The following is a 2,319-nucleotide window of genomic DNA, read 5'->3' as shown; positions in this document are numbered from 1 at the left end:
CCCGGACACAGCCGGGCGGCGGCGGCCGGGACCGCGGACCGCACGCCCCGGTCGGGCCGGGCGCGCCGACGCGCTCCGGGCCTGACCGGCCGGCCGTCGTAAGCCGCCGTCGAGTCCTCCCCGTACGGCCGTTCGCGCCCGCGTTCCGGTGCGCCGCCCGGTGGGGCGGCGGCGCCGCGGGCGGTGCCGGCACCGCGGAAGACAGTCGAAGGAGGACCCGCATCCACCCCCGTCACATGAAGCGATCCCTGCTCCCCGCGCGGCCCGAGGCGGTGTGCCATGGGGCACGCTGACACGCTGCTCGCGATGGGCGGCGCCTTCCTGGCCGCCGCGCTCCTGGCCCGGCTCGGCGGCCGGATCGGACTGCCGACGATTCCCCTGTTCATGCTCGCCGGCATTCTGCTCGGCCCGCACACGCCGGGTTTCGTCCTGGTGGAGGACGCGCACGACTTCGAGATGCTCTCGGCGCTCGGACTGGTGCTGCTGCTGTTCTACCTGGGCCTGGAGTTCCACCTCGACGACCTCAGGAGCGGCGGCCGGCGGCTGCTGTCCGCGGGCGGCATCTACCTGGCGCTGAACATCGGGGCCGGCCTGGGCTTCGGATTCGCCCTGGGCTGGGGAGTGCGGGAGGCGCTGGTCCTCGCCGGGGTGCTGGGCATCTCCTCGTCCGCGATCGTCACCAAGATCCTCATCGACACCGGACGCATCGGCCGTCCGGAGACCCGGCTGATCCTCGGGGTCATCGTCGTCGAGGACATCTTCCTCGCGCTGTACCTGGCCGCCCTTCAGCCGGTGGTCAGCGGGGCCGAGGGAGTCGGCGAGACGGCGCTCCAGGCGGGCAAGGCATTCGGGTTCCTGCTGGTACTGGCCGCCGCGGCCCGCTGGGGCACCCGGCTGGTCGGGCGGCTGATCGCCACCCCCGACAACGAGTTGCTGGTCATCAGCTTCCTCGGGGCCGCGGTGCTGGTCGCCGGGGTCTCGGAGGTGCTCGGGGTCGCCGACGCGATCGGCGCGTTCATGGTCGGCCTGATCCTGGCCGGCACGCCCTGCGGGCCCCGCGTCAAAGAACTGGTGCATCCGCTGCGCGACGCCTTCGCCGCCATCTTCTTCTTCGCCTTCGGCCTCGCCATCGACCCCGGCGACCTGGCGTCCGTCGCCGGGCCGGTCGCCGCGGCGGCGGCCCTCACCCTCGTCATGAACGTCGTCGCGGGACTGTGCGTGGCCCGGGTGTACCGCTACGGCTCCGGACCGGCCGCGGAGATCGCCACCACGCTGGTCGCCCGCGGCGAGTTCGCGCTGATCCTGGCCGCGACGGCGGCCGGCGCGGGGCTCGACGCGCGGCTCGCCCCCTTCATCGCCGGGTACGTCCTGGTGCTCGCCGTGCTCGGCCCGATCGTCGCGGGGCGGGCCCAGGTACTCGCCGCGGGCCTGCGGGCCGCCGGCGGACTCCGCGCCGGGCGCCCCGGGCCGGACGGCGGTGACGCCGGTGCGGACGGTGGGGGCGTTGACGCCGGTACGGACGGCGCCGGGACTCGGGCGCCGGACGCCCCGCGGGCCGCGGCGGCCGAGCGGTAGGTACCCCAGCCGGTTCAGGGGCGTGATTCGGCCGGGCCGCCGTACGGTCCGCGCGCCGGTGGGACAATCTGCCCGCGGGGCGGCCGACGTCGTGGTCGACGCCGCCCGGGACCGGAAGGAGCCGTCAGCATGGTCGAGTGGGTGCCCCTGGGACGCGGGGCGCGTCCCGTCCCCCAGCCCGTGGCGGCTCCGCTGGTGTGGACGGGGGCGTTCGGCGGCGCGCTGGTCCTGGTGGCCCTCCTGAACAGCGTCGTCGGCCCCGGCCGCCCGGGGCTCGCTCTGTCGGTGCTGTCCCTGCTCGCCGCCGTGCTGGGGCTGTGCGCCCGGTTCACCGCCGCTCCCGGCACCGCCGTGCTGTGCTGGCTGTCCCTGAACGGCTTCGCCATCCCGCCGGCCGGCACCCTCACCTGGGCCGGCGCCCGGGACGCGGCCTGGCTGACCTGCCTGTTCGCCGCGGCCCTCGCCGGTACCGCGCTGGCCCGGGTACGGCACGCCCGCGCCGCCTACCGCCGGCTGGCCACGGCGGGCGGGTACGAGGCGCGCGGGAGGACGGGCCGGGGCGCGGGCGAGGACTGAGCGGGGCCGCCGCGCTGCCGGGACGGTGCGGGGACGGGTGCGAGCCGCGCGGGGGCGCGTCGGGCGGGCGGGCCACTGCCGCGCGGCCCCCCCGCCACGGGGGCCCCCCCGCGGGGCCGGGCCCCGGCGCCGGCGCCGCCGTCAGGCCGGGTGGAGGGTGGGCCCGTG

2 protein-coding genes are annotated in these 2,319 nt (G+C 77.4%); both read left to right on the top strand.

Going from position 1 to position 2,319, the window contains the following annotated elements:
* Window positions 1–279 precede the first annotated feature (279 nt).
* On the top strand, window positions 280–1,575 hold the full coding sequence (locus tag AB0G32_RS40325) for a cation:proton antiporter (protein ID WP_361176059.1): 1,296 nt from the start codon (window positions 280–282) through the stop codon (window positions 1,573–1,575).
* 129 nt (window positions 1,576–1,704) lie between these two features.
* Window positions 1,705–2,151 (top strand): hypothetical protein, encoded by a 447-nt coding sequence (locus AB0G32_RS40320; RefSeq protein ID WP_361176056.1) that lies wholly within the window; start codon window positions 1,705–1,707, stop codon window positions 2,149–2,151.
* Window positions 2,152–2,319: the final 168 nt, after the last annotated feature.

The sequence above is a fragment of the Streptomyces sp. NPDC023723 genome (assembly GCF_040639815.1).
Lineage (GTDB): Bacteria > Actinomycetota > Actinomycetes > Streptomycetales > Streptomycetaceae > Streptomyces.
The sequence above is the reverse complement of the archived record's forward strand: the minus strand, read 5'-3'. Positions and strand labels throughout refer to the sequence as shown.

What these genes read in the sequence shown, in the direction of transcription:
- AB0G32_RS40325 (WP_361176059.1), top strand. Translation starts at nt 280, where the DNA reads ATGGGGCACGCTGACACGCTGCTCGCGATGGGCGGCGCCTTCCTGGCC.
- AB0G32_RS40320 (WP_361176056.1), top strand. Translation starts at nt 1,705, where the DNA reads ATGGTCGAGTGGGTGCCCCTGGGACGCGGGGCGCGTCCCGTCCCCCAG.